At 67.8% G+C, this 22,515-nt stretch carries 20 protein-coding genes; 9 read left to right on the plus strand and 11 right to left on the minus strand.

Annotated elements, in window-relative coordinates:
- The first annotated feature begins 15 nt into the window (after window positions 1–15).
- The gene (locus GORHZ_RS28250) at window positions 16–813 is read left to right on the plus strand and encodes a cyclase family protein (protein WP_006339349.1); all 798 of its coding nucleotides are present in this window, start codon (window positions 16–18) and stop codon (window positions 811–813) included.
- A complete protein-coding gene (locus tag GORHZ_RS28255) occupies window positions 810–2,474 on the plus strand; it encodes a thiamine pyrophosphate-binding protein (protein WP_006339350.1) in 1,665 nt (554 codons plus the stop codon). The genes GORHZ_RS28250 and GORHZ_RS28255 overlap by 4 nt, the downstream gene beginning before the upstream one ends.
- Window positions 2,475–2,553: 79 nt before the next feature.
- On the opposite strand, the gene GORHZ_RS28260 is transcribed toward GORHZ_RS28255, so the two are convergent.
- The 8 genes from GORHZ_RS28260 to GORHZ_RS28295 all read right to left on the minus strand — a co-directional run bounded on the left by GORHZ_RS28260 (window position 2,554) and on the right by GORHZ_RS28295 (window position 11,873).
- Window positions 2,554–3,495, minus strand: a complete 942-nt coding sequence (locus GORHZ_RS28260; protein ID WP_006339351.1) for an amidohydrolase family protein — start codon at window positions 3,493–3,495, stop codon at window positions 2,554–2,556.
- Window positions 3,488–5,485 carry an acetoacetate--CoA ligase gene (locus GORHZ_RS28265; protein WP_006339352.1) on the minus strand — a complete coding sequence of 666 codons (1,998 nt, stop codon included), beginning with the start codon at window positions 5,483–5,485 and terminating at the stop codon, window positions 3,488–3,490. Before GORHZ_RS28265 ends, GORHZ_RS28260 begins: the two co-directional genes overlap by 8 nt.
- Before the next feature lie 29 nt (window positions 5,486–5,514).
- Complete coding sequence (locus GORHZ_RS28270; protein ID WP_006339353.1) at window positions 5,515–6,438, minus strand: VOC family protein; 924 nt, start codon at window positions 6,436–6,438, stop codon at window positions 5,515–5,517.
- Window positions 6,439–6,450: 12 nt separating this feature from the next.
- Complete coding sequence (locus GORHZ_RS28275; protein ID WP_006339354.1) at window positions 6,451–7,320, minus strand: fumarylacetoacetate hydrolase family protein; 870 nt, start codon at window positions 7,318–7,320, stop codon at window positions 6,451–6,453.
- 31 nt (window positions 7,321–7,351) lie between these two features.
- Window positions 7,352–8,557, minus strand: a complete 1,206-nt coding sequence (locus GORHZ_RS28280) for an acyl-CoA dehydrogenase family protein (RefSeq protein WP_006339355.1) — start codon at window positions 8,555–8,557, stop codon at window positions 7,352–7,354.
- Window positions 8,558–8,602: 45 nt separating this feature from the next.
- Window positions 8,603–9,121 (minus strand): flavin reductase family protein, encoded by a 519-nt coding sequence (locus GORHZ_RS28285; protein WP_040533937.1) that lies wholly within the window; start codon window positions 9,119–9,121, stop codon window positions 8,603–8,605.
- A 198-nt stretch (window positions 9,122–9,319) separates the two neighbouring features.
- Window positions 9,320–10,141 carry a FadR/GntR family transcriptional regulator gene (locus GORHZ_RS28290; RefSeq protein ID WP_006339357.1) on the minus strand — a complete coding sequence of 274 codons (822 nt, stop codon included), beginning with the start codon at window positions 10,139–10,141 and terminating at the stop codon, window positions 9,320–9,322.
- A 31-nt stretch (window positions 10,142–10,172) separates the two neighbouring features.
- Entirely contained in the window at window positions 10,173–11,873 is a 1,701-nt protein-coding gene (locus GORHZ_RS28295; RefSeq protein ID WP_040533952.1) for an aldehyde dehydrogenase family protein, read from the minus strand.
- 252 nt (window positions 11,874–12,125) lie between these two features.
- Here GORHZ_RS28295 and GORHZ_RS28300 point away from each other — a divergent pair, with 252 nt between their 5' ends.
- From GORHZ_RS28300 to GORHZ_RS28315, 5 genes are all read left to right on the plus strand, one after another.
- Window positions 12,126–12,623: a Fic family protein gene (locus GORHZ_RS28300; RefSeq protein ID WP_051999120.1), complete on the plus strand. Its 498-nt coding sequence runs from the start codon at window positions 12,126–12,128 to the stop codon at window positions 12,621–12,623.
- A gap of 16 nt (window positions 12,624–12,639) precedes the next feature.
- Window positions 12,640–12,774 carry a hypothetical protein gene (locus GORHZ_RS32050; RefSeq protein ID WP_280986666.1) on the plus strand — a complete coding sequence of 45 codons (135 nt, stop codon included), beginning with the start codon at window positions 12,640–12,642 and terminating at the stop codon, window positions 12,772–12,774.
- 114 nt (window positions 12,775–12,888) lie between these two features.
- The gene (locus tag GORHZ_RS28305; protein WP_006339361.1) at window positions 12,889–14,499 is read left to right on the plus strand and encodes an aldehyde dehydrogenase (NADP(+)); all 1,611 of its coding nucleotides are present in this window, start codon (window positions 12,889–12,891) and stop codon (window positions 14,497–14,499) included.
- A 32-nt stretch (window positions 14,500–14,531) separates the two neighbouring features.
- Window positions 14,532–15,467 (plus strand): 5-dehydro-4-deoxyglucarate dehydratase, encoded by a 936-nt coding sequence (locus GORHZ_RS28310; RefSeq protein WP_006339362.1) that lies wholly within the window; start codon window positions 14,532–14,534, stop codon window positions 15,465–15,467.
- On the plus strand, window positions 15,467–16,732 hold the full coding sequence (locus GORHZ_RS28315; protein WP_006339363.1) for a glucarate dehydratase family protein: 1,266 nt from the start codon (window positions 15,467–15,469) through the stop codon (window positions 16,730–16,732). The genes GORHZ_RS28310 and GORHZ_RS28315 overlap by 1 nt, the downstream gene beginning before the upstream one ends.
- Window positions 16,733–16,794: 62 nt before the next feature.
- Here GORHZ_RS28315 and GORHZ_RS28320 read toward each other — a convergent pair whose 3' ends face one another.
- A complete protein-coding gene (locus GORHZ_RS28320) occupies window positions 16,795–17,979 on the minus strand; it encodes an APC family permease (RefSeq protein ID WP_217998365.1) in 1,185 nt (394 codons plus the stop codon).
- Window positions 17,980–18,218: 239 nt separating this feature from the next.
- Between GORHZ_RS28320 and GORHZ_RS28325 the strand changes: the two genes are divergently transcribed.
- The gene (locus GORHZ_RS28325) at window positions 18,219–19,112 is read left to right on the plus strand and encodes a LysR family transcriptional regulator (protein ID WP_006339365.1); all 894 of its coding nucleotides are present in this window, start codon (window positions 18,219–18,221) and stop codon (window positions 19,110–19,112) included.
- Window positions 19,113–19,133: 21 nt separating this feature from the next.
- Here GORHZ_RS28325 and GORHZ_RS28330 read toward each other — a convergent pair whose 3' ends face one another.
- Window positions 19,134–19,529: a universal stress protein gene (locus tag GORHZ_RS28330; RefSeq protein WP_006339366.1), complete on the minus strand. Its 396-nt coding sequence runs from the start codon at window positions 19,527–19,529 to the stop codon at window positions 19,134–19,136.
- Entirely contained in the window at window positions 19,529–20,566 is a 1,038-nt protein-coding gene (locus GORHZ_RS28335) for a 2-hydroxyacid dehydrogenase (RefSeq protein WP_006339367.1), read from the minus strand. The genes GORHZ_RS28330 and GORHZ_RS28335 overlap by 1 nt, the downstream gene beginning before the upstream one ends.
- A 368-nt stretch (window positions 20,567–20,934) precedes the next feature.
- Between GORHZ_RS28335 and GORHZ_RS28340 the strand changes: the two genes are divergently transcribed.
- Window positions 20,935–22,509: an ABC transporter substrate-binding protein gene (locus GORHZ_RS28340; protein WP_006339368.1), complete on the plus strand. Its 1,575-nt coding sequence runs from the start codon at window positions 20,935–20,937 to the stop codon at window positions 22,507–22,509.
- The last annotated feature ends 6 nt before the right edge of the window (window positions 22,510–22,515 follow it).

Consider the following 22,515-nt stretch of genomic DNA (forward strand, 5'->3'; position numbering starts at 1 on the left):
ACGAGAGGTAGCGACATGACCACCCCCGACACGGCCCTTGTGCCCACCTTCCTCGACGCCATCGCCGGCGGCCGTCTGGAGGTCGTCGACCTGACCACTCCGCTGAGCAGTTCCACGCCCGCGCTGCGGCTGCCGGCGCCGTTCGCGAACCTCATCGACTTCAGCCTCGAGGAGGTCAGTGCCTTCAACGAGCCGGGACCGTTCTGGCGGCACAACAACATCCACACCGGCGAACACATCGGCACCCACGTCGACGCGCCCGCCCACTGGATCAGCGGCCGCGACGGCGACGATGTCTCGCAGATCCCGGTCAAGCGCCTCATCGGGCCCGCCGCCGTCCTCGACCTCACCGCCAAGGTCGCCGACAACCCCGACTACCTGCTGACGGTGGCCGACGTCGAGGAGTGGGAAGCGACGAACGGTCGTCTCGCCGCAGGCGCGTGGCTGCTGCTGCGCACCGGATGGGAGACGCGCGGCGGATCGGAGGCGGAGTTCCTCAACGCCGACGAGACCGGCTCGCACACCCCCGGTGTCGAGGTCGGCTGCGCCGAGTGGCTGGCCACCGAGCGGGAGATCGCCGGTCTGGGTGTGGAAACCGTCGGAGTCGACGCGGGCATGGCCGGCGGGTTCGAGCCGCCGTTCCCGGTGCACTACCACTTCCTGGGCAACGACAAGTACGGCCTGACGTCGCTTCGTAACCTCGGACGCCTCCCCGCCACCGGCGCGATGCTGGTCGTGTGTCCGCTGCCCATCGTCGGCGGCACCGGCAGCCCGTCGCGGGTGCTCGCGGTGGTCGACGGGGCGGGGGCGTGACGACCTACGGTCCCACCGTCGCCGATGTCGTCGGGCGCGTGCTCGCCGACATCGGCGTCGGGCACGTCTTCGGGGTCGTCGGCAGCGGCAACTTCGTGATGACCAACGCGCTGCGCGACGGTGGTGTCCCGTACACCGCCGCCCGCCACGAATGCGGTGCCGCGACGATGGCCGACGCGTATTCGCGGATGTCGTCGCGGGTGGGGGTCGTGTCGTTGCATCAGGGGTGCGGCCTGACCAACGCGATGACCGGGATCACCGAGGCTGCCAAGAGCCGCACACCGATGATCGTGCTCACCGCCGACAGCCCGGCTGGGGCCCTGCGCAACAACTTTCGCATCGAACAGGACGCCCTCGTCTCCAGCGTGGGCGCGGTCAGCGAGCGGGTCTATTCGGCGGCAAGCGTTGTCGCCGACGTTCAGCGCGCCTACGGCACCGCAGTCACCCGGCGACGCACCGTGGTGCTCAATGTGGCGCTGGACGTGGCGGCCGCCCCGGCGACCGTCGAGGGGCCGGTTGCGGGTGACTTCTTCGAGGTGCCGCGGGTCCGCCCGACGGTGGAATCGGTGACCCGGCTCGTCGAGATGATCGGGGCGGCGCGCCGGCCGGTGTTCGTGGCCGGCCGCGGGGCACGCGGTGCCGGGCCGCAGATCGCCGAACTCGCCTCGGCCAGTGGCGCTTTGCTGGCCACGTCGGCGGTCGCGAACGGACTGTTCGCCGACGACGAGTTCTCCCTCGGCATCTCCGGCGGGTTCTCGTCGCCGACGACAGCGGAGCTGATCGCGTCTGCCGATCTCATCGTCGGCTGGGGATGTGCGCTCAACATGTGGACGATGCGGCACGGCAAGCTCATCAACCCCGACGCGGTGGTCGTCCAGGTCGACGACGACGTGGACGCGATCGGTGCCCATCGTCCCGTCGATCTGGGGGTGATCGGTGACTGTGGGCTGACGGCAGCCGATGTGCTGGCGGAACTGTCGGGCCGAGAGCGGCTCATCGGGTACCGCACGGCGGAGGTGAAGTCGCGGATCGCGGAATCATCACGCTGGCAGGATGTTCCGGTCGCCGATTCGTCGACGGCCGATCACATCGATCCGCGGGCACTGTCCATCGCGCTCGACGAGATCCTGCCCGCCGATCGGATACTGTCGATCGACTCCGGCAACTTCATGGGCTATCCGTCCACACACCTGTCGGTGCCCGACGAGAACGGCTTCTGCTTCACCCAGGCCTTCCAGTCCATCGGCCTCGGCTTGCACACCGCGATCGGCGCCGCGATAGCCCAACCCGACCGGCTGCCGGTGCTCGGGACCGGCGACGGCGGGTTCCTCATGGCGATCAGCGAATTGGAGACCGCGGTGCGCATCGGTCTGCCGCTGGTCGTCATCGTCTACAACGACGCCGCCTACGGTGCGGAGGTCCATCATTTCGTCGGCGCCGACATGGCCACGGTGACCTTCCCGGACACCGACATCGCCGCCATCGCCGAGGGATTCGGCGCGACCGGAGTCACGGTGCGCACCGTCGGCGATCTCGACTCGGTGCGCGCGTGGGTTGATCGGTATGCGGCTGGGGAGACGATGCGTCCGCTCGTCGTCGACGCCAAGATCACCAGCGACGGCGGCTCGTGGTGGCTGGCGGAGGCGTTCGCCGGGCACTGATCGGCGTCGTCGACCAGGATGCGCACCACGCGGTCGATCGTGCCCGGAACCGCGCGGTCGACCGGCGAGCAGCGCGTTGTCACCCGTTCTCGCTCAACAAGGCCGCCGCGTTTTCGGCGACAACCTCCCGCCAGGATTGACCCGCATCGGGCCATTCTGCATCCAACTGCTTCGCGAGCAGATCCACCGCGAACGCCGGGGTGAAGCAGAAGTCGCTGCCGTAGAGCAGGTGATCCGTGCCGAAACGCCGGGTGAACGCGCCGAGTTGATCGGGGATCGGGGCGCCGGCGAGGTCGAACCACAGTCGATCCCAACCCAGATCGCCCTCGACGGAGTGCACCAGACCGGCAAGCCGGAACAGATCGGTACGACTGAGGATCGCGGGGAGGACCGATCCGCAATGCGGAACCACGAATCGGATCTCCGGATGACGGACGATCACGCCCGCCATCGCCAGATGCACGATCGTGCGGGTGGTGTCGAACAGGTACTCGAGCAACGGCGCGGGAAAGCCGGTCAGCGCTGGATCGAAAGAGGGTGGCGCAGTGGGGTGAACGAACACGACCGCGCGTTGCGCGGAGAGTTCCTCCCACAGCGGCTCGAGGGTGGGATCGCCGAGATACAGCCCGTGCGCGTTGGATTCGATGCCGACACCGCAGCGCCCGGCGACCGTGGCCGTGCGCCGCGCCTCGGCGATCGCGGCCCCGACGTCGGGTAGTGGGAGCGCCGCGAAGAACCCGAACCGGGCGGCATGTACGCCGGCCAGATGCGCCAGGAAGCCGTTCACCTCGCCGGCGAGTTCAGCAGCCACTGCGTCGTCGCCGAAATGAACTCCCGGAGAGGAGATCGACAGGATCGACCGATCGATACCGATCTGATCCATCATCTCCAGGTGTGCATCGGCCGACCAGTCGGGCCATGCCGGCATGGCATCCGGCGTCGTGTGTCCCGCGGCCTTGGCCGCCTCGACATACCAGTCCGGCACGACATGTGCGTGGACGTCGACCAGACCCTCAGGCATCGGAGCCTCCGAATCCCTTGGCGAACCGGGCGAAGTACTGCAGCGCATCCGGGTCGTCGACGGTGTCGACCCCGGTCACCTGACCGAGCGGCCTACCCTGGATGAGTCGCTTGACCGGCACCTCCAACTTCTTGCCGGTCCGCGTGTGCGGGATGGCGGGCACCGTGATGATGTCGTCGGGTACATGCCGCGGCGACGCTTCCGACCGAATGGCGGCGACGATACGGGCTCGCAGCGCATCGTCCAGCACACTTCCGTCGACGAGAACCACGAACAGCGGCATCCAATAGCGGGACTCACCGAGCTCGGCGCCGATGACGAGCGCTTCGCGGATCTCCGGGAGCGTCTCCACGGCGTCGTAGATGTCGGCGCTACCGAGCCGAACGCCCTGACGGTTCAGGGTCGCGTCGGAACGGCCGGAGATGATCACCGAGCCCCGCTCGGTGACGGTGATCCAGTCTCCGTGGCGCCACACGCCCGGGAACGTGTCGAAATAGGCTTCCCGATAGCGGGTTCCATCGGGGTCGTGCCAAAAGCCGATCGGCATCGACGGCATCGGTGTGGCTATCACCAGCTCGCCGACCTCGTCGACGACGGCCCGTCCATCGGCTCCCCATGCCTGCAGGTCGACCCCGAGCAGCGGCGCGGAGATCTCCCCGGGCCACACCGGCGTCGTCGGTGCGCAGCCGGCGAATCCACTGACCACATCCGTGCCACCGCTGGTCGACGCGACCTGGATGTGTGCGCCGACCTCGTCGTGTATCCAGTGATAGCTCTGGGCGGGAAGCGGGGCGCCGGTACAAGCGATGGCGCGCAGCGCAGACAGGTCGAACTGCGTGGCGGGGTGCAGTCCGGCCGCGGCCCCGGCGGCCAGATATCCGGGACTCACGCCGAGCACCGACACGCGATGGTCCGCGGCGATCTCCCAGAGCCGTTGCGGCCCCGGATAGCCGGGACTGCCGTCGTACAGCACGACCGTTGCGCCCACCAGCAGCCCGGAGGCCACCATGTTCCACATCATCCAGTTCGTCGTGGTGTACCAGAAGAACCGGTCACCGCGGCGGAGGTCGTTGTGCAGGCCCATGACCTTGAAATGGTCGATCACCACGCCGCCGTGCGAGTGCACGATCCCTTTCGGGACCCCAGTGGTGCCGGACGAGAACAGTACCCACAGCGGGTCGTTGAACTCCACCCGCACGAACTCCGGTTCCACTGATTCGGCGACGACTTCGGCCCACTCGGCCTCGCCCGCCGGAGCATCGGCGTCGGCCCATCGGTCCAGCACCGGCACCCGCAGCACCGCCCGCACCGTCGGCATCGCATCTCGGAGTCGTGACACCTCGTCGCGCCGATCGTGCTCCGTGCCGTTCCAGCGGTAGCCGTCCGCGGCGAGGAGGACGGTCGGCTCGAGCTGCCCCAGCCGTGCTTGCGCACCCGCGGCACCGTAGTCCTGGCCGCAGACCGCCCACACCGCACCGATGCCGGTCGTCGCGAGCAGCCCGACGACGGCGTGCACGGTGTTGGGCAGATACCCTACGACGCGGTCACCGCGACCCACACCCCGCGCTCGCAACCACCGCTGCAGGGCGCCGACATGCCCGCGCAACGTATCCCACGAGACCTCCGTCATCGATCTGTGCTCGTCGATGCCGATGATCGCCGCATCCGGACCGCTGTGACGTAGGGCGTGTTCGGCGTAGTTGATCCGTGCATCGGGGAACCAACGAGCTCCCGGCATGGCGGTGCTCGGCAGGACATCGACGGGCACATCGTCGACCATGACGTCGAAGTAGTCGACCACCGCCGACCAGAAATCGGCTGGGCGGCCGACCGAGTACCTCCACAGATCCCGATACCCGGGATATGTCTCGCCGGTCCTCGCGGAGATGAGCGCGGTGAACTCGGTGATCTGGGTGGTGGCCGTGGCGGCCGGGTCGGGTGCCCAGATCGGCGCGCAGATCTCCGACACCGACTCCTGGTGGACGGTCATGAATGCTCCTCTGTGGTGCGGTGATCGGTTCAGGCCGCGCTGTGTGCGCCGGTCATCAGAGCGGCGAGATCCTCGGGCGCGAGGAACGACGGGGGTGGCGGCGGGCCCCAGCTGAACAGACCCTTGGCTCCCTCGACCACCTCGGGTGTCCACAGCTGGTCGTCGACGATGGAATCCATATCGGAGTAGTACTCGCTGAAATTGCCGGCCGGATCCTTGAGATACCAGAAGAAGTTCGAGCCGGCGTAGTGACGGCCCAGCCCCCACACGTGCCGGTCGGGATCGGCCTCCAGCATCCGCATGGCACCGCGCCCGACCTCGTCGACGTCGTCGACCTGCCACGACGTGTGATGCAGGAAGGTCACCGGGGCCTGCTGCACGAGGATGTTGTGATGATCGGTCGAGCAACGCAGGAAGGCCGCGAGACCGGGTACCTCGTCACTGATCTTGAAGCCGAGTCCGTGGGTGAAGAAGCGCTGGGTGACAGCGTGATCGGTGCTGCCGATGACGGCGTGGCCCAGCTTGCGGGGCGTCACGGGGGTCTCGCGCAGCACGGCCGGTGCCCGGCGCGTCTGTCGCTCGAGCCGGCCCGGCCCGTTGTACGGTGTCGCCTCGACCCGGGGCTGGGTGATCCGTGGCTGCACTTCGACGGTCGCTTCGATGCCGGTGGCGGCCTCGAACGCCGCGATGGTGGTTGCGTTGCGCTGGAACGGGATTCCCAGACCGTCGAGATTGTGGGCGATCCGGTCGATGTCGTCGGGGTCGTCGGCGCCGACGGTCAGCGCGACGAGTCGCCGCGACGGCGCGTCGACGATACGGAGTTGGCGCCCACCGTCGGTGGTGGACAACCAGCCGTCGGCCCCGGGAGTCAGACCGAATTCGGTGTAGTAGGCGGAGGTGTCGGCGACGTTCGGTACACCGATGGTGACCGACGCCAGACGATGCAGTGTCATGATCGAAGTTCCTTACTCAGAGTCGGATACGAAGGTCTGATGCAGTTCACCGATCCCGGTGATCCAGCTGTCGAGGTGTTCGCCCGGCGCGAGGAAACGCTTCGGGTCGCGTCCCGCGCCGACGCCGGACGGGGTGCCGGTGAAGATCACGTCGCCGGGGTAGAGCGTGACGTTGCGTGACAATTCCGCGACGAGCCGTGCGACGGGGAAGATCAGATCGCGGGTGCGGCCTTTCTGCATCTGTTCGCCGTCGATGGTGCAGCCGAGTTCGAGGTCGTCCCGATCGGGCACCTCGTCGGGGGTGACCAGCCACGGACCCTGCGGGGAGAATCCCGGATAGGACTTGCCGAGGCCGAATTGCGGAGCGGGACCGCGGGTCTGGGTGATCCGTTCGGAGATGTCCTGTCCGACGGTGAGGCCGGCGATGTGACCCCATGCCTGGTCCTCGCCGATGTTTGTGGCCCGGCGACCGATGACGGCGACGAGTTCGACCTCCCAGTCGACGGCACCGCCGTCGGGGATCACGACGGTCGTGTCGGGACCGGAGAAGCTCGACACGTACTTGGTGAACACCGGCGGGAGGTTCGCCGGTGACTCGAATCCGGACTCCGCGGCATGCTCGTGATAGTTGAGCCCGATCGCGAAGACCTGGCGCGGCGATGGCGATGGCGCGCCCAGTTCGGCGCGATCGATGCCGATGGTCTCCGCGCTGTCGGTGTCGAAAGTTGCTGCCCACCGGCACAGGTCGGGCCAGAGGTCGTACAAGGGGGCCGGGTCGGGGCCGAACCGGCCATCGGAGGCCGTGGCGAGGTCGATACCCCGCTCTACGCCCGCGTCCCCGATCACCAGGGTTGCGCGGCCGGCATGGTTGGCAATACGCATGTGAGATTCTTCCTTTCGTGGTGGGGTGTGCTCACACCATCGGGGTGATCGGCTCGTCGACGCCGAGCAGCGCCTTGCCGTAGATCTCGTAACTCACCGCCGGGGCGACGATGGCGTGGCGTGCCGCGGTGGCGGAGTCGCGCCAGATCCGCTGCAGTGGGCTGACTTCGGCGAACGATCCGGCACCGTGTGCGGACAACAGAATGTCGATGGCGCGGGTGATGCAGTCGGCGACGTACCCGGTGTCGGACTTCACGCGGGCGCGGGCCAGATGGTCGGGGTAGTCGTTGCGCAGGGCGGCCTCATCGATGTCGGCGGCGGCCCGGTAGGCATGCAGATGTGCGGTATCGATCAGCCGGGCCGCCTCGGCGATCTGCAGCTGGAACGCCGTCGACTCCTTCTGCGCGGTGAAGAAGGTGTACGAGATCGGCTTCTTCGCGGCCTTCTCGATGACGAAGTCGAGTGCGGCACGGCCCATGCCGAGCTGCGGACCGATCAGGACCAACGCAAGCACCGGGATGAGCGCGGACCGGTAGAGGACTTCGTCGGTGTGTTCGGTGGGATAGTCGCCGCCGATCGCGGGCGGAACACTGAGGACACGGTGATCGGGTACGAAGACGTCGTCGGCAATGAGGCAGTTGCTGCCCGAGGAGCGCATACCGGCGACGAACCAGGTGTCCTCGAACTCCATGTCGGAGCGAGGGATCAACGCGCAGCCCTGGTCGACCACGTTGCCATCGGCGTCTGTGATCGGGATGCCCATGACCGCCCAGGTGCAGTGGTGGGAGCCGGAGTTGTAGTACCACTTGCCGGTGACGCGATAGCCGCCGTCGACCTTACGGGTCTGTGCGGTCGGCGCCAGCACGCCGGACACCTTCGCGTCCGGGTCCGCACCGAACACCTCGTCCTGGGCCCTCTCCGGCATGAGGCCGACCAGCCAGTTACAGACATTGGTCAGCGTCACCACCCAGGACGTGCCGCCGTCGGCCTCGGCCACCGCCGCGGAGACGTCCAACATGGTGCGCATCGACGTCTCGTAGCCGCCGTACCGCTTGGGCACGGAGATCTTGAACAGTCCGGCGTCGGTGAGTGCCTGGATGCTCTCCTCGACGACCCGGCGGTCCTTCTCACCCTGTGCCGCGTTGCGGGCGAGCAGCGGCTTGAGTTCGCGGGCGCGCGCGACAAGCTCGGCGTCGGTGGGGACGACGGCGGTGGGCGTCGGCGTGGTGATCGTCATTGTTGTTCTCCTCGGATGGGGGGTGGGATCTGGGTCGGTTGGGGATCAGCTTGCGCAGGCGGTGATCTGATCGATGATGGGTGGACGCCTGCGGACGGCGAAGTTGGAGTGGGTGCCAAAGGTGCGGTGGCCGTAGATGAGTGGCGGACGATGGGTGGACGCTGCGTTGGTCACCGACCCGATCAGCAGCAGGTGATCGCCGCCTTCGACGGTCTGTGAGAGTTCGCACGCAGCCCAGCCGGCGACCTCGTCGAGACGGGGGAGACCGCCGGTCATCCGCCACGCCGTTGTGGCGAAGCGGTCGGTGCCGCGGGAGGCGAAGGTCAGGGCGACGTCGTCCTGCGCAGAGCTCAGCACGTTCACGCCGAAGCGTCCGGTGGCGAGAATCCGGGACAGCAGGCTCGAGCGCCGGTCGAGCGCGATCGACAGCAGCGCCGGCCGCAGGGAGAGCGACGCCAGCGAGCTGACGGTCGCGCCGTGCGGCCCGTCGTCGTCGGCCGTGGTGACCACACTGACCGGTGCGCACACACCAGCCATGAGGTCACGGAACTGTTGGTCGAGCATCACCGGACACCTCCGAATAAAACATGATTAATTACGTAGATCACAGAGTGCGCGAGATGTGGTGCACCTGTCAAGGGAAATCACCATATTGATCATGTTTATTTCTGGAACGCCGCGCATGCCGCGGAAAGATGCAGGTCAGAGGCGAGATGGAACGACCGCGCAAGCCGGCCAATGGCACTGCGCGGCGGGCGGTGTCTAGTCGGAGGCCGGTTCGGGCCGGAGGATCATCGTCGGATCCGTGTTGCGGAGCGCGTCGACCGCGGCGTCGGCGTCCCGATCCTTCAGGGCGGCGACGAGGTCCTCGACCACCTGAGCGAGGCCGTCGAAGTAGAGCGGGATCCGTTCGTCGCTCGCCTCGAGCCGAGCTCGCAGATGCGAGGTACCGACGTCCATGATGCTGAGGTAGAGGCTGTTGAGCAGTTGGCTGTTGCCGATGCCGGCGAAGTACTCGTGGACATTCCAGGTGGCCCAGATGAAGGCACCGACATCACGGCCTGCGCGGGTGCGTCGCAGCTCGAGGAGCAGGGTGTCGAACTCGCTCAGGTCGTCGTCGGTCAGTCCGGCCAGCACCTCGGACACCAGCAGCGGGGCGAGGGCGTCGCGGATCTGAATGGACTGACGCAGCGCCGCGCTGTCGGCGGCCGCGGACCGGAACCATCCGTTCATCTTTGATGCGGGTGACGGGTCCGAGGCGAAGATGCCACCGCCCGGGCCGGGGCGCGAGGTGATCACGCCGCGTTCCTGGGCAAGCTTGATCGCCTCGTTGACCGTACCGACCGACACCCCACAGATCTGTCGGATCTCGTCCTTGCTACCGATCCGCTCGCCGGAGGGGATGCCGGACGAGAGTCGCGCGATCTGATCGGCGGCCTGCTCGGCGCGCGACAGACCCACCGACACCGTTCCAGGCAGGTTCAGCGGTCGGCGCCACAGCTCCGGTGCGTAGGCCGGAATGTCGGGCGGTTCCGGATCGGAGACATCGGCGGACACGGCTTCGATCGTAACCGAATCGATCATGATCAATCCGGTCACGGGTTGTGCGGACCGGTTACGGAAACAGCATCGCCTTGAACACCGCGGGTAAGGAACCCCAGCCGGGACGGGCGGCGTAGTCGGTGAGCGCTTTCGCCGCCGATGTGTTTGCCTTCGCCGTCACCAGGTAGGGCGGCTCGGGTGACATCGACGCCTCGCCACCGAACCACGACCGTGGGAACGGCCGGAACGGCCCGCGGATCACCGAGCGTTCGGTGTTCGCCAGGAGCCGGGTGTTGTGTACGACCCCGATACCGCTGCCGACGTGGTCGATCGTGTTGCCAGGATAGGCGCCCCACGTCATCACCGGGGACAGGTAGGCGGTCGCCGACCAGCAGTTGATGCCGATGGCGCCGTAGCGCAGGTCGGCGATCGCGGCATCGAACGCGGCCCCCATCTTCTTCCGATCACGCGGTGCGACGATGACACCGGCGCCCAGGGTGCCGACCAGACGCTCGTTGGCGAACCGGACCGCAGCGCGTAGATAACTCGCCCCGGTACCCGGAATCATGGTGTATCCCAGGACAGGTGAGAAGTACTCGGTCCGGAACAGATCGTCGGACGCCGCGTCGTCGACCTTGATCAGGAGCCGCCCGCTGTGCCGTTCCGCCGCCGGGTAGGCGTGTTCGGCGTGCGCCATCTTGCGCTCGCTGCCCGGATACCACGTGTCGCGGGGCGGCAGGGTGTCGAACACGGCACGGATCGCGTCGAGGAACTGCTCGCGCTGCGGCCACGAGGAACTCAGGATCAACGTCTGCGACGCAATGCAGTTGTGGCCGCTGTTGTGCAGTTTCTGGGTGGCGACCTGCCGTGCCTGATACGCGATGTCGGCCTTGGACCACTTTCCCGGAACCACGATGATCGGGGAGACGCCGCCGAGCTCACTGGTGATCGGGGTGGTCAGTAGCGGATCCCGGTTCGCGCGGCGATGCTGCGCCTCGGGTCCGGTACCCCACACGATCGCGTCGTGCGTGGCCTCGCTGCCGGTGATGTGCACATGCGAGATGTCGGGATGGTGTGTTACGTAGGTGCCGGTCTCGATGTCCCCGTTGATAATTCGCAGCAGGTCGCGGCTGATGAGGGGTGCGAACGCCTTCTGGTAGACCGGCAGCAGTTCCGTGAATGTCGGATTGAGTTTCAGCACACTCGCCCGGTTGAACGCGACGAGTTCGTAGAGGGCGTCGAGCGGGCCGATCAGCGTCGCGTTTCCCGCGCCCAGCACCAGTCCGACCCCGCCGTTCTCGTCGAGATGCCGCGCACCGAGGCCTGCGGTCGCACGTGCCGCGTCGATCCCGACACCGGGCGGCATCCAGATCTCACCGGTGTATCCGTTCAGCAGCACCTTCTGCTGCCTCCCGTGGGGCACCACCTGTAACGCGATCCGTCCGCCGGGGGCCTGGGTCACCGGAATCCCGTCGAGCGGGTTACCGCCGGAGGCGAGTGCGGCCAGCGTCCTGGCCATCTCCGTCAAAGCCGTCATCGTGACGTAGGGACCGGCGAGCCATTCCTCCCCGGCCACCGACGGCGGCGTGCCCTTGATCCGGATCGCGGTCTCGGCCCACTCCGCTGCGTGCCGGCGCACCGACTCGTGGACGTGCAGCAGTAGTGCTTCGCGGTCATAGAGACTGGTTATCGCCCACGCGCGGGCCCCCACCCCGAGCTCGCCGATCATCCGGTCGAGCTCCGCATGTTCCACAGGTTGCGAAATGGTGGTCATATCCATCAAGTGTGACACCAATCACAGGTAATCGGGAGGGTCGAACGTCATCGTCCGGCGCTGGCGAACGTGTCAAAGATCTTGACACGTCTCCGAAACGTGTAAAGTTATGGCGAGAATTTTTACATAACTGGACGACGACGATGCCGCGGATCCCGCGACGCGGGAGGCGCTCCGCTATCGGACCGCCCTGCGGGTGGGTTTCGAGGAGACGATGTCTCGCACCCTGACGGCGTCGACGGCACTGAAGGTGTGAGCACGATCAAGGGACGCGAGATGCGTGTCCGCGATCTACCGGGCACGCGTCTGGCGCACCCGGTCACCGGTGCCGTTACCTACAGCCCGCCGGAGGGTCGCGATGTCATCATCGAAAAGCTGCGCCAGTGGGAGGAATTCGTTCACGCCGACGACGGGCTCGATCCGTTGATCCGGATGGCGGTAGCGCACTACCAGTTCGAGGCCATCCACCCGATCGACGCCATCCGTGACCTACAGGATCGGTTCGCCGTGCGGGCTCGAGCTGCGACACGAGATGGATCTGACATCGAGTTGCTGGCCGTCCTGTTCGAGCAGCCTTACTGTCGGATCTCCACGGTGCGCGAGCGATGCGCGGTATCACGGCCAACAGCGACGAATTGGCTCACCGCATTGGCGGAGGCGGGGCTGCTCGAGGATGTGAAGATCGGCCGAGACCGGCTGTTCATCAACCGTGAAATGCTCGATGTGCTCCGACAGGACGAGGGTGATTGACCGCGCGAATCGCGGGGTGAGTCAGCCCTCCGGCGACCCGTCGATCGCCGCGCGGTTCGTCGTCGTCGTTGGGTTGGAGTTCGACGGCGACCGCCAGTACTCGCTCATGCAGGAACGATGCCTGATCCGCATCGATGGCGTGAAGAATTGACTTGGACATGAATGGATCGGCGGTTCTACGGTCAGAACATGGCTCGGGTCGCGTGGGGTGATCCCCACGTGATCGGAGCCGTTCCACCAGTAGCCGATTCAAGGATGGACTCCAATGACCACCGCGCAACGGGCAGGATCGCTGACGACGCCGACACTGACCGGCCAGATGATCATCGCCGGTGACCACGTCACCGGCACCGGCACGGCGGTGCACGCCATCAACCCGGCGACCGACGAACGACTGCAGCCGGCCTATGCGCACGGCACCGCCGCCGACGTCGCCCGCGCCGCCGCGGCCGCCGCCGAAGCGTTCGCGATCTACCGCAACACCTCGTCGGCCGCACGAGCCACCTTCCTGGACACCATCGCCGACAACATCGACGCCGCCGTCGACGACCTGGTCGCCCGCGCCACCGCCGAGACCGGGTTGCCGGTTGCCCGTATCACCGGCGAGGTCGGGCGCACCTCGGGGCAGCTGCGCCTGTTCTCCGCGGTCCTGCGCGAGGGCAGCTGGAACGGCGCCCGCATCGACACCGCGCTGCCCGACCGCACCCCGCTGCCGCGTCCCGACATCCGTCAGCGCAAGATCCCGCTCGGCCCGGTCGCGGTGTTCGGTGCCAGCAATTTCCCGCTCGCATTCTCCGTCGCCGGTGGTGACACCGCGTCGGCGCTCGCCGCCGGCTGCCCCGTGGTGGTCAAGGCCCACGACGCCCACCCCGGCACCTCCGAGCTTGTCGGCCGCGCCATCACCGCCGCGATCGCGTCGACCGGAATGCCCGCCGGCACCTTCTCGCTGCTCTACGGCAGCGGCCGCGAACTCGGCATCGCACTGGTCACCGATCCGCGCATCAAGGCGGTCGGTTTCACCGGATCACGATCCGGCGGTACCGCCCTCGTGCAGGCTGCGGCGTCGCGACCCGAACCGATCCCAGTCTACGCCGAGATGAGCTCGATCAACCCGATCTACCCGCTGCCCGGTGCGCTGAAGGCCAGGGCCGCCGACCTCGGCCGCGCCTTCGTCGGGTCGCTGACACTCGGGTCGGGTCAGTTCTGCACCAACCCCGGTCTGGTCATCGCCGTCGACGGCCCCGACCTCGACACCTTCATCGACGCCGCCGCCGAGGCGGTCAGCGCGACCACTCCGACCCCCATGCTCACCCCGAACATCGCGAAGTCATTCGCGGGCGGGGTCGACGAGTTCGACGGCGCCGCGACTGTGGTGGCCCGTGCCGCCGAGACCTCGGCCCCCAATGCGTGCCGTGCCGCGCTGTTCACCACCGACGCCGACACCTTCCTGGGCTCGGAGACCCTGCAGCAGGAGATCTTCGGGTCGTCGAGCCTCGTGGTGAAATGCCGTGACGCCCAGCAGGTCCGCGATGTCACCGCCAAGCTCGAGGGCCAGCTCACCGCGACCGTCCACGCCGACGACACCGACCACGACGCGGCCGCCGACCTCGTGGGGCTGCTCGAACTGAAGGCCGGACGCATCCTGTTCAACGGGTGGCCCACCGGGGTCGAGGTCTGCCACGCGATGGTGCACGGCGGCCCCTACCCGTCCACCTCGGACAGCCGCACCACCTCGGTCGGATCGCTCGCGATCGAGCGGTTCCTCCGGCCCGTCGCCTACCAGAACGTGCCGGCCGACCTGCTGCCGACGGCGCTCGCCGACGGCAACCCCAAACAGATCTGGCGCCGCGTCGACGGCGAACTCACCCGCGACTGAACCCCCCGAACCCCCATCCAAGGAGTCCTCCGATGCTCAACGGCGTCTTGTTCTTTCCCGTCACCCCCTTCGACAGCAACGGCGAGGTCGACCACGACCGTCTCGCCGAACACATCGCCCGCGGGGTCGCGGCCGGTCCGGGCGGCGTCTTCGTGGCCTGCGGCACCGGCGAGTTCCACGCACTCGGCCTCGAGGAGTTCGGCAAGATCGTGGCAACTGCGGTCGACACCGTCGCCGGACGGGTCCCGGTGTTCGCCGGCGCCGGCGGGTCGCTCGTGCAGGCCAAGGAGTTCGCCCTCAGCGCGAAAGCCCATGGCGCCGACGGTATCCTGCTGCTCCCGCCGTACCTGGTGACCATGCCGCCGGCAGGTCTCGCCGAGTACACCCGCGCGGTCGCCGAGACCACCGACCTGCCGGTGATCGTCTACAACCGCAGCAACGCGGTCTTCGACGAGGCGTCCGCGGTGACCGTCGCCAAGCTGCCGACCGTCATCGGATTCAAGGACGGCACCGGCGATCTCGACAACGTCGCACGAATCGTCATCGCCGTGCAGGACGCCCTGGCCAACTCGGGCAAGGAGTTCCTCTTCTTCAACGGGCTCCCGACCGCCGAGATCACCCAGCAGGCCTACCGCGCCATCGGCGTCACGCTCTACTCCTCGGCGACCTTCGCGTTCGCCCCCGAACTGGCACTGGCGTTCTACAACTCGCTGGAGACCGGCGACAACGGTCTCACCGAGGCGCTGCTGCGCGACTTCTTCCATCCGCTGGTGCGCCTGCGCAACAAGGTGCCCGGCTACGCGGTCTCGCTGATCAAACACGGCGTCACCATGGAGGGCATCGACGCCGGTGCGGTGCGCGCGCCGCTGGTGCCACCGACCGTCGAGCATCAGGCCGAACTCGAACGCATCACCGCGGCCGGACGTTCCGTACTGGCCGGCTCGCTCGCCGCGAATGCGAGCGTCTGATGATCCCCACCACCATCACCAAGGTCACCGTCACCCCGGTCGCGTTCGTCGACCCGCCGCTGCTCAACACCGTCGGCGTTCACCAGCCGTACGCGTTGCGTGCGATCATCCAGATCGAGACCGACGGCGGCCTGCGCGGCATCGGGGAGACCTACGCCGACACCGCGCACATCACCCGCATGGAGGCCGCGGCCGAGGCCATCATCGGCCTCGACGTGTTCGCGCTCAACCGGATTCGTGACACCATCGACAACCGCATCGCGCAGCTGACCGTGACCGGCGGCGACGGCGTCGCCGGCATGATCACCACCGCCAGCACCACTGACCGCGTCTTCTCCCCGTTCGAGGTGGCTTGCCTCGACATCCAGGGCAAGGCGCTGGACCGCCCGGTCTCCGACCTGCTCGGCGGCGCCGTCCGCGATCGGGTGCCGTTCAGCGCCTACCTGTTCTACAAGTGGGCCGGTCACCCGGGCGCCGCAGACGACGACTGGGGTGAGGCGATCGACCCCGCCGGCCTCATCCGTCAGGCCCACCGGATGATCGACGACTATGGCTTCACGGCCATCAAACTCAAGGGCGGTGTGTTCGCCCCCGACGAGGAGGTCGCCGCCATCAAGGCGCTGCACGCGGAGTTCCCCGGCATACCGCTGCGACTCGACCCGAATGCGGCGTGGACCGTCGACACGTCGGTGCGGGTGGCCGCCGAACTCGACGGCATCGTGGAATACCTGGAAGACCCGACGCCCGGTCTGGACGGCATGGCCGAGGTCGCGGCCGAGGCGAAGATGCCGCTGGCGACCAACATGTGCGTCGTGGCGTTCGACCACCTCAAGCCCGCCGTACTGAAGAACTCGGTGTCGGTCGTGCTCTCCGACCACCACTATTGGGGCGGCCTGCAACGCTCGCGGCTGCTCGGCGGCATCTGCGACACCTTCGGCATGGGGTTGTCGATGCACTCCAACTCCCACCTCGGCATCAGCCTCGCCGCGATGGTGCACCTGGCCGCCGCGACCCCCAACCTCACCTACGCCTGCGACACCCACTGGCCGTGGAAGACCGAGGATGTGGTGAAGCCGGGTGCGCTGCGGTTCGTCGACGGCGCCGTCCCGGTGCCCACCGGCCCGGGCCTGGGCGTCGAGATCGACGAGGCGGAGTTGGAGCGGTTGAATCAGCAGTACCTCGACTGCGGCATCCGCGACCGCGACGACACCGGCTACATGCAGTCCATCGATCCGACCTTCGAGAACACCAGCCCGCGCTGGTGAGCCGAGGGTCGCCGGCGGCCCGCCGGGACACGTAGAACTCCCAGAACACCCGATGCTTCGGGTTACCGGGAGTTCTGCGTGTATCGGCGACGCAGGAAGTACGCCACGACACCCGCCGCGATCACCGCGGTGCCGCTGATCACCGACACCAACGGCAGGGAAACGGCCAGCACCACACACCCGACGACGCCGACGACGGGCAGCCACCGCGGCGGCCGACGCTCCTCGGGTGTCAGCGTGGCCGCGGACGCGTTGGCGATGGCGTAGTAGAACAGCACGCCGAACGACGAGAAGCCGATCGCGGAGCGCACGTCGACCGTCGCGGCGAGGATCGCGACGACCACCCCGACCGCGAGTTCCGCGTGGTACGGCACCTTGTGGCGCGGGTGCACCGCGGCCAGCCACCTCGGGAGGTGTCCGTCGCGGGCCATCGCCAGCGTGGTTCGGGAGACGCCGAGGACCAACGCCAGGAGTGATCCCAGCGCCGCCACCGCGGCGCCGACCTGGACCACCGGTGCCAGGCCGGGTACACCCGCAACCCGGACGGTTTCCGCCAGCGGCGCGGCGGCGGTGGCCAGCGTGGTCGGGCCGACCACCGCCAACGCGGCGACCGCGACCGCCACGTACACGACGAGGGCGATGCCCAGCGCCACCGGGATCGCCCGCCCGATGGTGCGGGCCGGGTCGCGGACCTCCTCGCCGAGTGTCGCGATGCGCGCGTACCCGGCGAACGCGAAGAACAGCAGTCCGGCGGCCTGCAACACCCCGTGCACGGACACGTCGCCGCCGATTGACAGATGTTCCGCGCCGGCCGCCGACGACGACAACGCGACCACCACGACGGCCGCGAGGACGGCCAGCACCACCGCGACGATCACCCGGGTCACCAGTGCGGACTTCTGTATCCCGCGGTAGTTGACGGCCGTCACGGCGACGACCGCGGCGACCGCGACGGCGTGCGCGTAGTCGGGCCACACGTACACCCCGACGGTCAGGGCCATCGCCGCGCACGACGCGGTCTTGCCGACGACGAAACACCAGCCGGCGAGGTAGCCCCACACCTCACCAAGGCGTTCGCGGCCGTACACGTAGGTGCCGCCGGACACCGGGTAGAGACTCGCCAGCCGCGCCGACGACGTGGCGTTGCAGTAGGCGACCACCGCGGCGACCGCCAGGCCGATCAGCAGCGCGCTGCCGGCGGCCTGCGCCGCGGGCGCCAGCACGGCGAACACACCGGCTCCGATCATCGAGCCGAGCCCGATCGTCACCGCGTCACCGACCCCAAGTCGTCGACTCAGCTCCGCCGCCGAACCGCCGGATGTCGCCACCGTTCCTCCTCGTCGTGCCCTCGTCGTGCCCTGGCGAGCCGATCGAATCACGCCACGGTAATCGGTGGTGGTGAACGGTAGGTGGACGGCTCAGCGGTGCGCTAGCGTGATTTACCGACCGACGCAGATCGTGCGGTCACGATGCCGAAAGTGGATCGATGTTCTCCCTGTCGCGCCTCTCCTGCTTCATCGCGGTCGCCGAGGAACTGCACTTCGGCAGGGCCGCCGAACGTCTACACATGACCCAGCCGCCGCTGAGCAGGCAGATCCAGCAACTCGAACACGAACTCGGCGTCACGCTGATCGAACGCAGCAGCCGGGCGGTCTCACTGACCGCCGCGGGCGTCGCGTTCCTGCCCGACGCCCGGCGCATCGTCGCGCTGGCGGAGAGCGCCGAACTCACCGTGCGTCGTGTCCCGGCCGGTGACCTGGGCACGGTGAACGTCGGGTTCACCGGGGCATCGGCCCGCGCGGTGCTGCCGCGGCTCATGCAGCACGCCCGCGAGAAGCTTCCGGATGTGCGGCTCGTGCTGCGGGAGATGGTCACCGCGGCGCAGATCGAGGCCCTCGCCGCCGGCGACCTCGATCTCGGGATCGTGCGTCCCCCGGTATCGCGTCCGGGGATCCGGACCCGGGCGCTGCATCACGAACGGCTGGTCGCCGCGTTGCCGGCCGACCACGAACTGGCGACGGTGGAACATCTGGCGATCGAGGACTTCGACGGCCAGCCGGTCATCATGTACTCGCCGGTCGATGCCCGCTATTTCAACGAGCTGCTCATCAGCACCTTCACCGCGGTCGGTGCGTCACCGCGCTACGTCCAATACGTCACGCAAGTGCACACCATGCTCGTGCTGGTGCATTCCGGGCTCGGCATGGCGCTGGTGCCGGAGTCGGCGATGACCATGCACCCCGACGGTGTCGTCTTCAAGGAGGTCACCGCCATCCGCGACCGGCCCGTGCAGATGAACGTCGCCTGGCGCGCCGACAACCCGAATCCCGCCCTGGCGCGCCTGATGAAAGACGTGCTGCCCGAGCGGGAATGGATCTAGCTGCCAGCGAAACCGGGCGTGTCAGACGGCGGCCCGCACCGGCGGTTTGACGGCGGCGACGGGGCACTGGGCGTCGAGCAGGACGCGTTGCACGAAGCTGCCGGTGAGCAGCTTGCCGACCGGTGAGCGCCGCTTCATGCCGACGACCAGGAGTTCGATCGAGTCGTCATAGGACGCGTCGATGAGCTGATCGGCATGCGACAGCGCCGAATCGGTCTCCGCGACACGGTATTTGACGTCGCACGCGTCCGCGGTCTTCCGCGCGGTCTCGAGATCGACCAGGAACTCCGGGTCCGACGCGCTCTCGCCGTCGGCGACGATGACGAGATCGGTGTCCCGCATCCGCGCCTCGCGGAACCCGAACGGCAGGGCGCCGCGGCCCTCGATGGTGGCCACATAGCTCATCACGACGGTCATCACGACTCCTTGCGCAGGTTGGGATCGGGGGCGACGACCGGGGTGACGAGGTCCCCGGTGCGCAGGTAGGTGGACAGGTTCTGCAGGGTCAGGTCCTGCATCGCGGCGCGCGTCTCCTCCGTGCCGCTCGCGAGATGAGGGAGCAGTACGACGTTGTCCAAGGCCAGTAGTGGCCCGGGGACATTCGGTTCGTGCGCGAACACGTCCAGGCCGGCACCGGCGAGGCGTCCGGCCGTCAGCAAGTCGACCAGAGCGTCCTCGTCGACGACGCTGCCGCGTGCCACGTTGATGAGAAACCCGTTGGGGCCCAGGGCTTCGAGCGTGTCGCGGTCGACCAGGTGGCGGGTGGCTGCCCCGCCGGCGGCGGCGACGATGAGCACATCCACCGACGCCGCGAGTTCGGCCGGCGACGATGCGTACCGATACTCCGAATCCGCGACGACCCGACGGTTGTGATAAGCGATCTCGCATCCGAACCCGGTCAGTCGACGGGCGATGGCCGAGCCGATACGCCCCAGACCGAGAATGCCGACCTTGGCTCCGGACACCTGACGCATCAGCGGGAAGTTGCCCTCGACCGGCCAGCGTCCCGCACGTACGAAGCGATCCGCCGCGGCGAAGCCGCGCATGGTGTCGAGGACGAGTCCGACGGCCGTGTCGGCCACGCAGTCGGTGAGCACGTCGGGGGTGTTGCTCACCCCGATCCCCAGCTCGGCGGCCCGGTCGACGTCGGTGGTGTCGTAGCCGACCCCGAAATGGACGATCGCGCCGAGGTTGGGCAGCTGCGCCATCAGTTCGGCGTCCACCCCGGTCCGGCCGGAGGTGACCACGGCCGTGACTCCGGCGGCCTTGTCGGCGAGAAAGGCCGCGCGGTCGTCGCCGTCGGGGAGCTGGGGCGCGTCGTAGCCGTCCGAGAGCGCCTGCTCCAGGGAGGGCTTCAGCGGGCCGACCCGCAGCACCTTTCCGGTGAATGACGAAACTTCTTGTGCGGCAAGGTCATCAGGTGTTTCTGAGGTCTTGGTGAGGCTGCTGCTCATCGGTCCTCCTCGACCGGTCGGGACAGACGGGTGTCCTGGTGGGATGAACCCACCGTAAGGCGACCTGGGAATACCTGTCCAACACGCAAATAACATGGATCGATACCCAAACTGTATTGACGTCGGATGGTCCGTTCGGACGGCTCGTGGCTCTCGGCGGGAACCGACAGGTCAGGCACGGTTTCCGGCGCCGACGACGATCCCGCGGCGGTGTCCCGGAGGGCGCCGAAAACCACGAAAACGGCCGTTTCCTGCAGGTTTGTGCTGTTGACGTTCCGAATCGGGCGCTCTTAGCGTGTGTTTACCGTCACAAACCGCGGTCCACAGCCCCGCGAGTCACTCGCAGTCTTTCGTCATCGGAGGTCCCCATGCAGATCGCGTTTCAGCGATCCCCGCGACGCCGCGTCGCCGGCGCGCTTGCCGCTTCGGCGGCAGCGATCCTGGCCGTCAGCGGCTGCAGCGTCGCCAACACCACCCAGAGTGAGAGCGCGAGCCCCAACACACTGCGCATCGTCCTCCCGCAGGAGCCGCCGACCCTGGAGCCGTGCGACGCGTCGCTCACCGCCACCGGCGTCGTCGTGCGGTCCAACATCACCGAACCGCTCATCGAACGCGACCCGAACACCGGCGCCCTGCAGCCCAAACTCGCCAGCTCCTGGCGTCAGGTCGAACCGAACGTCTGGCAGTTCACCACCGCTTCCGGGGTGAAGTTCAGCAACGGCGCCACCTTCGACGCCCACGACGCCGCGTTCTCCATCCAGCGCACCTTCAACGGCGCGATCGGATGCGACGTCAACGGCTACGTCTTCGATGACAGCACGATCGACGTGCAGGCGCTCGACGACCACACCGTGCAGATGCGCACCGAGCAGCCCGACCCCATCCTCCCGTTGCGGGTCTCCTTCATCGAGATGGTTCCGCGCACCACCGATCCGGACAACAAGGTCCGTGAGCCGATCGGCACCGGACCCTACATGGTCGACTTCTGGGATTCCGGTCAGCGGATCGCGCTGAAGGCGAACCCGAACTATCACGGCACCGCCCCGGCATACACCCGCGCGATCTACCAGTGGCGCACCGAAGGCAGCGTCCGCGCGGCGATGGTCGCGAACGACGAGGCCGACATCGCCACCTCGCTCGGACCCGAGGACGGAGCCGGTGATCTCGGCATCGCCTACGTCAACAACGAGACCACCGCGCTGCGGATGCAGGCCACGGACGCCCCGCTCGACGACATTCGCGTCCGCGAGGCCATCGACTACTCCATCAACCGCGCCGGCATCGTCAAGGCACTCTTCCAGGGCCTCGGCCGCCCCGCCGCCGAACTCGTCGGCAAGGGCATCGTCGGCTACAACGACCAGCTCACCCCGACTCCCTACGACCTGGACAAGGCCCGCAAGCTGGTCGACGAAGCCCGCGCCGACGGTGTCCCGGTGGACACGACGATCCGGCTCATCGGCCGGACCGGACAGTTCCCCAAGATCAACGAGACGATCGAGGCCATCCAGTACTCGCTGAGCAAGATCGGCCTGAACGTCAAGATCGAGATGATGGACACCTCCGGTCAGATGCAGTATCAGGTTCGGCCGTTCGTGGCCGGCTCCGGTCCGGTGCTGCTGATGGTGCAGCACGGCAACCAGGCCGGTGACTCCCAGTTCACCCTCGACCAGTACATGCTGTCCGACGGTTACCAGAGCACCTACGGCACTGCGGCCTACGACCGGGAGATCCAGGCCGCCGAGGCCATGACCGGCGATGCCCGGCAGGCCGCGCTGGCCACGGTGCTCGCCGACGAGCCGGTCAAGATCCGGCAGTACGCCTACATCGCACACATGGAGGCGGTGCTCGCGAAATCGAACAAGGTTTCCTACCAGCCCAATTCGGCCACCGGCGACGAGATGCGCCTGTCCGAGATGACCCACGCGACCTCGCGTAACGACTGAAAACGA

The organism is Gordonia rhizosphera NBRC 16068, assembly GCF_000298195.1.
Lineage (GTDB): Bacteria > Actinomycetota > Actinomycetes > Mycobacteriales > Mycobacteriaceae > Gordonia > Gordonia rhizosphera.

Coding starts and splice junctions, on each gene's coding strand:
- GORHZ_RS28280 (WP_006339355.1), bottom strand. CDS start 8,557: ATGACGATCACCACGCCGACGCCCACCGCCGTCGTCCCCACCGACGCC.
- GORHZ_RS28340 (WP_006339368.1), top strand. CDS start 20,935: ATGCAGATCGCGTTTCAGCGATCCCCGCGACGCCGCGTCGCCGGCGCG.
- GORHZ_RS28330 (WP_006339366.1), bottom strand. CDS start 19,529: ATGACCGTCGTGATGAGCTATGTGGCCACCATCGAGGGCCGCGGCGCC.
- GORHZ_RS28285 (WP_040533937.1), bottom strand. CDS start 9,121: ATGCTCGACCAACAGTTCCGTGACCTCATGGCTGGTGTGTGCGCACCG.
- GORHZ_RS28275 (WP_006339354.1), bottom strand. CDS start 7,320: ATGCGTATTGCCAACCATGCCGGCCGCGCAACCCTGGTGATCGGGGAC.
- GORHZ_RS28270 (WP_006339353.1), bottom strand. CDS start 6,438: ATGACACTGCATCGTCTGGCGTCGGTCACCATCGGTGTACCGAACGTC.
- GORHZ_RS28265 (WP_006339352.1), bottom strand. CDS start 5,485: ATGACCGTCCACCAGGAGTCGGTGTCGGAGATCTGCGCGCCGATCTGG.
- GORHZ_RS28290 (WP_006339357.1), bottom strand. CDS start 10,141: ATGATCGATTCGGTTACGATCGAAGCCGTGTCCGCCGATGTCTCCGAT.
- GORHZ_RS28320 (WP_217998365.1), bottom strand. CDS start 17,979: ATGATCGGAGCCGGTGTGTTCGCCGTGCTGGCGCCCGCGGCGCAGGCC.
- GORHZ_RS28315 (WP_006339363.1), top strand. CDS start 15,467: ATGATCCCCACCACCATCACCAAGGTCACCGTCACCCCGGTCGCGTTC.
- GORHZ_RS28310 (WP_006339362.1), top strand. CDS start 14,532: ATGCTCAACGGCGTCTTGTTCTTTCCCGTCACCCCCTTCGACAGCAAC.
- GORHZ_RS28305 (WP_006339361.1), top strand. CDS start 12,889: ATGACCACCGCGCAACGGGCAGGATCGCTGACGACGCCGACACTGACC.
- GORHZ_RS28295 (WP_040533952.1), bottom strand. CDS start 11,873: ATGACCACCATTTCGCAACCTGTGGAACATGCGGAGCTCGACCGGATG.
- GORHZ_RS28250 (WP_006339349.1), top strand. CDS start 16: ATGACCACCCCCGACACGGCCCTTGTGCCCACCTTCCTCGACGCCATC.
- GORHZ_RS28325 (WP_006339365.1), top strand. CDS start 18,219: ATGTTCTCCCTGTCGCGCCTCTCCTGCTTCATCGCGGTCGCCGAGGAA.
- GORHZ_RS28260 (WP_006339351.1), bottom strand. CDS start 3,495: ATGCCTGAGGGTCTGGTCGACGTCCACGCACATGTCGTGCCGGACTGG.
- GORHZ_RS28335 (WP_006339367.1), bottom strand. CDS start 20,566: ATGAGCAGCAGCCTCACCAAGACCTCAGAAACACCTGATGACCTTGCC.